The following is a 7,193-nucleotide window of genomic DNA, read 5'->3' on the forward strand; positions in this document are numbered from 1 at the left end:
GGTAACCTTGTCGTGTTGTGGAGAATACTGAGTCCAAGGACTTTATTGTTCTGATCTACGACAGCGGCAACGTGCAAATCTTTATGTGTATCCACGCCACCCACAACGGCAGCTTCGGAACTTTATCAACCATGACAGAGCTCCTGTGAGGAAACAGAGTTGAATCTCCAGACAGATAACCCGGACAGGACAGTAACGAGACAAGCCGTCAGGCCCTTCTTGAGTCACGCGCATCGGTGAGGAGATGCCTCGCATGAAGGCGCTTCCGGCAACCGACGGGTCCAGGGCAGGACACAAAAGGTCGATCGCTGTGTGAGTCAGGATGCGGGAAGGTCTTCACTGCATCAGTAATCACACCAATCTGGTTAAACGGCAAACTAAGTGGTGGTAAAGACTGACATCGGCATTATTACTATCGCTGTGCACAATGACGTTTTCTTCAGGTTTACGTCGCCAGACCGCCATCAGCAGCGCATCCAGTGCCAGCTCGCGCGACAGTGTCGGCTTCATCGACCAGCCCACCACATTACGGGCAAAAAGATCGATAACCACTGCCAGGTACAGCCAGCCCTGCCAGGTGCGGATGTAGGTGATGTCGGTGACCCACACCTGATTGGGCTTCACTACAGTAAATTCACGCCGCACGTGATTAGGCGCTATCAGTGACGGTCGTCCCCGACTCCCGCGTGGCACTTTATAACCATGTATAGCCTGAATCCTGTTTTTCCTCATGATTTTGGCAACCCGGTTTCTGCTGCACACTTCGCCAATTTCGCGAAGATCGCCATGAACCCTGCGATAACCGTAAACTCCACCACTCAGCGTATAGGAGTCGCGGATGAGTTCCAGCAGTCGCTGGTTATCCTTTTCTCCGGCAGATACAGGGTTGTGGAGCCAGACATAAAATCCGGCACGGGCAACCTTAAGGACCCGACACATTGTAACGATCGACCAGATTTCACGGTGATCGTTGATAAAGCGATACTTCAGTCGGGCTCCCTTGCAAAGTACCGCGCTGCCTTTTTCAGAATATCCCGCTCTTCCTCAGTGCGTTTAAGCTGTGCTTTCAGCCTGAGAATTTCTGTTCTGGCATCCAGTAAATCCTGTGCCTGCTGTCCACTGTTGTCAGGCTTAACAGCCCGGAGCCATTTATATAGGCTGTGCGCCGACACGCCGAGCCGTTCAGATACTTCAGCAATAGAATAGCCCCGCTCGGTGATCTGGCGGACGGCCTCTTCCTTAAATTCAGGGGTAAAACGTGGTGTGCCCATAGACTCCTCCTATGCTCAAACTATAGGGCAGATTTGTCTACGGGCTCGGGGTCACTCCACACGGGTAGCAAGCATGTAGTCAAAGGCTGATTCGGTTTCACCAAAACGAAGATGCATTATGCGACCAGTGGCATCATCCATGAAGACCAGAAGACAGCATTTTGGGGCTCTGCCTTCGAACCAGTCATGGTGAGAGCCATCGATCTGAACCAGTTCACCGAGACAGTCGCGACGATAGCGTGGCTGGTAAACCCGGGTTCGCCGGCGGGAATGAGGACGCCAGAGACCGTCGGCTGTCATCCAGTTACGGACGGTTTCAACAGAGAGATGAATATGATGGCGTTCAGCCAGTTTTTCGGTTGCGAGCGTTGGGCCAAAATCTGAATAGTGGCACCGGATCAAATCCAGGGCTTTACAGCGTGTTTCTTCATCGATCCGGTTGTTTGCAGGACGTCCACGGCGGGAAGATGCAAACGCGGTTGCGCCATCTGTCCGGTACAGGCGCACAAGACGCTGCACCTGACGAACACTGAGCTTAAGTATGTCTGCTGCGTCGCGCTGAAGCAAAGCCCGGTCAAATACTCGCTGAATAATGCCAAGCCGGTAAAGTTCTTTGTCTGTCATAGTCACCAACATAAGATCGCGGTCCTGTGCTGAGCAAAATGAAGGCTTAGCGTACACGACGCGTGTGAATTGTGCTGAGACGACAATAACGCTTTGTGCTGACAAAGCCTGTTATTACAAGATTAAAAAGTCACTCGGTTTAGCCAGTTTCAAATGTCACCTGAAGTGACATGGACATGGGCGGAAGTTATGTTCTGAAGGGAGAGGTGATAAAAGGTAAAATATCTGGCCTGCGGTAGTAGACCAGATATTTTAGTTTGAGTGGGAGTCGTTACTCTACACAGTAATCAATTCTGCAATTTTTGTTGCGACAACTGCCAGCGTATCTTCTCCCGTGTCCAGACCGCTTCGGGATGCGAGCAAGGGACTGACATTGCGGAGAGCTTCATACGTTGTGTTATGAACGATCGGTACGAGTTGGTTCCCGGCCAGTAAAGCTGAAAGCTCTTTATCAGCAACGCCTTCTTTGGGCAGTCGGTTTAATAGCGCTGGAGTCACTAATACCAGACCGATTCGAGAATTTGCTAATCCTTTATCGATGGCACGCATCATAGGAACGCCAAGAGCAAGATCCTTTTCGCTAAACCATACTTTGACGCCTGCAGCCTCGAGCAAATCGTGTAGCTCTTTGGCTACGCCTTGTCGATCATCCCAAGCGTGGCAAAGGAATACATCACGCAAATCCGGCTTCTCTGCGACAAGCTTCTCTACCGTTTGGCGAATCGGTGTGAGAGATTGTACTTGGGCGGTTGTGTAGGAAACGGAAGATCCCGATTTTGACCAGCGAGGCTTTGTACCGCTGCTGGAACCACCGCTACTGCTTCCACGACTTCCGCCAGCGCTGCCTGACGAGGAGTAGGACGGATAACTATCATAACTGTAGCTGCTGCGGCGATAACCACTGCGATTGCGACAGGCTGGACAGGCAGCAGCGGCGGCTGCTGAGCTATGTCCACGTACAGGAGCCGTACATTTGGCCATGTTCTGTTTTCCCCTTAATATTCTGGAATATATCTGCTGTGATAGTAAAACCAGATAAGTAATGGGGATTATTGGTTGCAAACTCAACTGCCATGTTTTCAAAAGCTTGTACTTCATCACACTGCCACAGCTGAACTATCCAAAAAAAAGAGCAGGGGGCTAGCGTTTCAGGCTGGCCCTGAATTCATCCGGGTTTACCAGGACCGGATTAATTGCCCTGAGTTGCTCCTGAACTCTGGCCTGAGCCCGTCGTTTTGGCATCTTTTTGCTCCTGTCACGCTTGCCATCGCGTTCGAGTTCATCCATTTTGCTTTGCGCCAGCTTCAGTACAGCCCCAAGACGTTTGTTATCAACAATTTGCCCCTGGTCGAGACATTCCAGTTTGTCGAACACCTGATATTTGAGTGAACGGTAACCGTATTTGAATGCCAGCGTGCCGTCAGGATAGTCGTAGACAGTTATTTTCTCGCCAGCGATGCGAGTATTTTCTTCAGTAGGTTCAACCAGATATATCATTTTGTCATAGCGGAATGTCAGCGTTTTAGACAGCTTACGCAGTTCCTGCCAAGCAAAGATATCATCCAGCTCTTCGTTGCTTTCAGACACCGGGCGGTGCAGATCTTTGGGGTATTTTGCTGGTCTTGCGAAGCGACGATTGAAGTCAGCGATGAAGGTATCCAGCCAGGCGTTGGCGGCTTCAATACTGCAGATTCCCTCGAGACGCATCTCTTTGATAAGCCGATCCTGAAGTGTCTGATTTGCTCGCTCCACACGGCCTTTAGCCTGTGGACTGTTGGCACAAATCAACTCGATCCCAAGTTCAGAAAGTACACGGCCAAACTGGGTGACTCCGGTCGTAGTGGATCCTCCATTATTGACCCTGAAAATGCCGTGCTTATCGCTGTAGAACGCAAGGGGCTTGCCGTGTTGCTCGAGATACTCGCGAGTGGCCATCATGTAATCAAAAGCTGATTCAGTCTCACCAAAACGGAGGTGCATCAGGCGGCCAGTCGCGTCATCAATAAAGACGAGCAGGCAGCATTTCGGTGCACGGCCTTCAAACCAGTCGTGCGGGGAACCATCAATCTGAACAAGTTCTCCGAGGCAGTCACGCCGATATCTGGGTTGATGAACGCGGGGCCTGCGACGTGAATAAGGAACCCAGAGTCCATCCGCTGTCATCCATTTTCTGAGCGTTTCAACAGATACTGTGATGTTGTGGCGTTCGCGTAATTTTTCTGCGGCCAGTGTTGGTCCAAAGTCGCTGTAATGATCGTGAAGTAACGAAAGAACTCGCAGCTTCAGTGACTCAGGAAGCCTGTGATTACCAGGGCGTCCACGCCGAAGGTTTACCAATCCTGCGGCACCAGACTCACGAAAGCGGTTCATTAACCGCTGTGTCTGACGTTCGGTCAAAGCAAGCTGATGAGCAGCATCACGACGGCGCATACGTTTTTCAACAACTGATTGAATGACGTTGATCCGACTGATTTCTTTATCTGACATGGTCACAAGCATCCTGATGTCTCCATGGCCTGAGGATTGGATCCTTTATGCCAGAAAAAGTGACATCACTAAATGGGTTAAAAGTGACATTAGAATATGGGAGCTACAAAGCCTGTCAAGGCTCAATTGAAATGTCCGTTATCCAGCTCAATTAAAATGACCACTTTGATCTCTCATTCTCTTTACTGATAGACTTTCCTCCGACTGAAACAACAGGATGATTGAGCCCATGCTTCGATACGAGTTAACGCCGAACAATGCAGGTTTTATACTGTGGGGAGATTCAGAAGCCCTGAATGAATTACATGAACTCATTCATTACATCGTGGATGAAAGCCCACTGATTAAAGTTAAAGACGGATTTATGTTATCCCTTGCCTATGATATTCGTAAAGCACGGGAAGGTAATCGTCGTGTTGAGCAACATCAGTATGATCAACATGATACATATAAGCTTTATGGTGTTGAGCTTTTATGGCCTCTGGTCCTGGTACAGTCCTCAATACTCAGAAACTCAATGGGTTATATTCAGACAGACAAAAACCAGCTGTCTGTCATGTATGCCTTTGAATACCTGATAGAATCAGCATTAACAGAGTCTGAGAGAACAACGTCGAATGATATTATGCTAACAGTAAAATATGCATCAGACTCTGATTTTAATTTCATTGAGGATAATATTGACAGCAGGTGCTGCTATTTTATCAGCCTATCTCCGGAGCAAAGAAAAAAGCAGTTAATCAGTATTGTTCGTTCTTTTCATTCATTATGGGGTAAGTATGCCCGTGAAAAGCAGGACATAAAGATGCTGAACGAAATGAATAATACATCATGGGTCTGGCCGGACAATATCAACTGGTGAGCAACCACTGTCCGGCCAGTGAGTACCATCAGCGGGCTCTTTTACCAAAAATGTCCTCTGAACGTGACTGAAGCTGTTTGAGTGCTTCGAGCATGTCATCATTATCCAGTGAGCGCTGGGATTTCTTCCCTTCCTGCTTTGGCCGTCGTCGGGAAGGGCCATCTCCAGCGGGAATTGACTGAGAGCGCGTGTTATCCCGCTTGCTCTGCACCAGACTGATAAACTCCAGGGTTCGGCCAAGACGCTTGTTATCGACAATCGCGCCCTGGTCGATTTCTGACAGTCGGTCGTAGGTAGAGTAGGGAAGTAGCGTACCGTTCAGGCGCAGCTCTTTTCTGCCATCAGGATAGTGATACACATCGATATATTTACCTATTGCACGGCGACTCAGTTCGCTGTCTTCAATCAGGTACAACATTTTATCATATTGTATCGTCAACGATTTTGAGACTTTACGTTTTTCACGAACAGTGAAAATAAGCCCCAGGTCCTCATCATGTTCTACAGCACGGTGTACGTCAAAATCATGTCGCGGTACTTTGCCAAAACGGCGGTTATAGTCAGCCATATAGGCCTCAGCGAAGTCATTTGCAGCCTCCATTGAACAAATGCCCTGTAACCGCAGCTCTTTGACCAGACGATCCTGTAAAGTGAGGTGAGCTCGTTCTACACGCCCTTTGGCGGGACTGGTTTCTGCACAGATAGTCTGGATGTTCAGTTCATGCATGGCTCGCCCAAACTGAGTATGCCCGTCTCCGCCTGTGGCGTGTTTATTGTTAACACGAAAAACACCGGCTTTATCGCTGTACAGTGCCAGCGGTTTACCATGCTTATCGATATAGCGCCGCGTGGCTTCGAAGTAAGAAAACGTGGACTCCGATTTAACAAACAACAGTTCCATCAGTTTGCTGGTTGCATCATCAACATAGACCAGCGCGGTGCAGGCCGGGCCACGGCCTTCAAACCAGTCGTGATCACAGCCATCTATTTGTATCAGCTCACCAGTACACGGACGCCGGTACCGTGGTTGAGGGATCCTTGCGGCACGTTGTTTACGGGGAACCCATAAGCCAGCCCGCACCATGATGCGCCGGACAGTTTCTTTGCCAAGAAACAGTCCGTGGAGTTCTTCGAGCTTTTCACGCGCCAGAGTCGGACCGAAATCAGCATAACGCGTCTTGATCAGTTCCAGAGCCTGATCTGCGAGCCCGGGTGGCAACTGGCGGTTACCACGCATGCCACATCGTCTGCTGGCCATACCAAGCGGTCCGCCTTCACGGTAACGGGCAAGAAGTCTGCGGCATTGCCTGTCGCTGATACCGAGGTGCTCGGCCGCACGGCGCGTTGTGATGCGACGTTCAATGACGTCCTGTATAATCTTGATCCGGTTGATCTCTTTCAAAGTAAACACTCCTGAGCTTTCTGCGCTCATGATATGCCTCCCGGTAGTTTAAACGGACCAGTGAAGCTTACCATAGCGCGGACATCTGAATTGAGCCACAGGGAAGTGCGGACAAATTCCTGGACCTTCAGGAGTTAATTTATGCATTCATACGAGGACCGGATTCGGGCCGTCGAACTCTATTACCGGTACGGAAAGAAAGCCTCCGTTGTCGTCATGGAGCTGGGATATCCTTCCACAAAACAGCTGGGCCGTTGGGTTCGGATTTATGAAGAGAAGGGCGATTTACCCAGGGAATTAAAACCAAGAGAACGCTATTCACGTACACAGAAAATTGCTGCTGTTGAGCATTATCTTACTCACGGTGGTTGCCTGTCGTACACTCGCCGAGCCATCGGCTACCCCAGTAACGAAATTCTAAAGCGCTGGATTGAAGAGTTTTACCCAAATGCGCGTCCCCTGGTCATTCGCTCAGGCACAAGCAAATGCTTCAGCCGCAAGAGAGTCTCAGGCCGTCCGGGAGCTCGTGTAACCGCGTGGAACCGCG

General features: G+C 49.8%; 4 protein-coding genes and 4 pseudogenes. 2 read left to right on the forward strand and 6 right to left on the reverse strand.

The window, feature by feature from the left end; genetic code table 11:
- The 5 genes and pseudogenes from HMPREF1024_RS30905 to HMPREF1024_RS0127865 form a co-directional block, all read right to left on the reverse strand.
- Positions 1-104 (reverse strand): annotated as a pseudogene (locus HMPREF1024_RS30905) (IS110 family transposase); the annotation flags it as partial.
- A gap of 310 nt (positions 105-414) precedes the next feature.
- Positions 415-1,271, reverse strand: a pseudogene (locus HMPREF1024_RS30260) (IS3-like element ISEc15 family transposase); the annotation flags it as partial.
- A gap of 60 nt (positions 1,272-1,331) precedes the next feature.
- Positions 1,332-1,895 (reverse strand): annotated as a pseudogene (locus HMPREF1024_RS29715) (helix-turn-helix domain-containing protein); the annotation flags it as partial.
- 276 nt (positions 1,896-2,171) lie between these two features.
- Positions 2,172-2,876 carry a toll/interleukin-1 receptor domain-containing protein gene (locus tag HMPREF1024_RS00630; protein WP_009309986.1) on the reverse strand — a complete coding sequence of 235 codons (705 nt, stop codon included), beginning with the start codon at positions 2,874-2,876 and terminating at the stop codon, positions 2,172-2,174.
- 159 nt (positions 2,877-3,035) lie between these two features.
- Positions 3,036-4,382: an ISNCY family transposase gene (locus HMPREF1024_RS0127865; RefSeq protein WP_077251107.1), complete on the reverse strand. Its 1,347-nt coding sequence runs from the start codon at positions 4,380-4,382 to the stop codon at positions 3,036-3,038.
- Positions 4,383-4,611: 229 nt separating this feature from the next.
- Between HMPREF1024_RS0127865 and HMPREF1024_RS00625 the strand changes: the two genes are divergently transcribed.
- Complete coding sequence (locus HMPREF1024_RS00625) at positions 4,612-5,244, forward strand: hypothetical protein (RefSeq protein WP_001567369.1); 633 nt, start codon at positions 4,612-4,614, stop codon at positions 5,242-5,244.
- Positions 5,245-5,272: 28 nt separating this feature from the next.
- Here HMPREF1024_RS00625 and HMPREF1024_RS00620 read toward each other — a convergent pair whose 3' ends face one another.
- On the reverse strand, positions 5,273-6,676 hold the full coding sequence (locus tag HMPREF1024_RS00620) for an ISNCY-like element ISKpn21 family transposase (protein ID WP_001567368.1): 1,404 nt from the start codon (positions 6,674-6,676) through the stop codon (positions 5,273-5,275).
- Between the two features lie 111 nt (positions 6,677-6,787).
- On the opposite strand from HMPREF1024_RS00620, the pseudogene HMPREF1024_RS29720 reads away from it, so the two are divergent.
- Positions 6,788-7,175, forward strand: a pseudogene (locus HMPREF1024_RS29720) (IS3 family transposase); the annotation flags it as partial.
- Positions 7,176-7,193 lie beyond the last annotated feature (18 nt).

This window comes from Klebsiella sp. 4_1_44FAA, from assembly GCF_000238715.1.
Classification (GTDB): Bacteria; Pseudomonadota; Gammaproteobacteria; order Enterobacterales; family Enterobacteriaceae; genus Klebsiella; species Klebsiella pneumoniae.

Coding starts and splice junctions, on each gene's coding strand:
- HMPREF1024_RS00630 (WP_009309986.1), bottom strand. CDS start 2,876: ATGGCCAAATGTACGGCTCCTGTACGTGGACATAGCTCAGCAGCCGCC.
- HMPREF1024_RS0127865 (WP_077251107.1), bottom strand. CDS start 4,382: ATGTCAGATAAAGAAATCAGTCGGATCAACGTCATTCAATCAGTTGTT.
- HMPREF1024_RS00625 (WP_001567369.1), top strand. CDS start 4,612: ATGCTTCGATACGAGTTAACGCCGAACAATGCAGGTTTTATACTGTGG.
- HMPREF1024_RS00620 (WP_001567368.1), bottom strand. CDS start 6,676: ATGAGCGCAGAAAGCTCAGGAGTGTTTACTTTGAAAGAGATCAACCGG.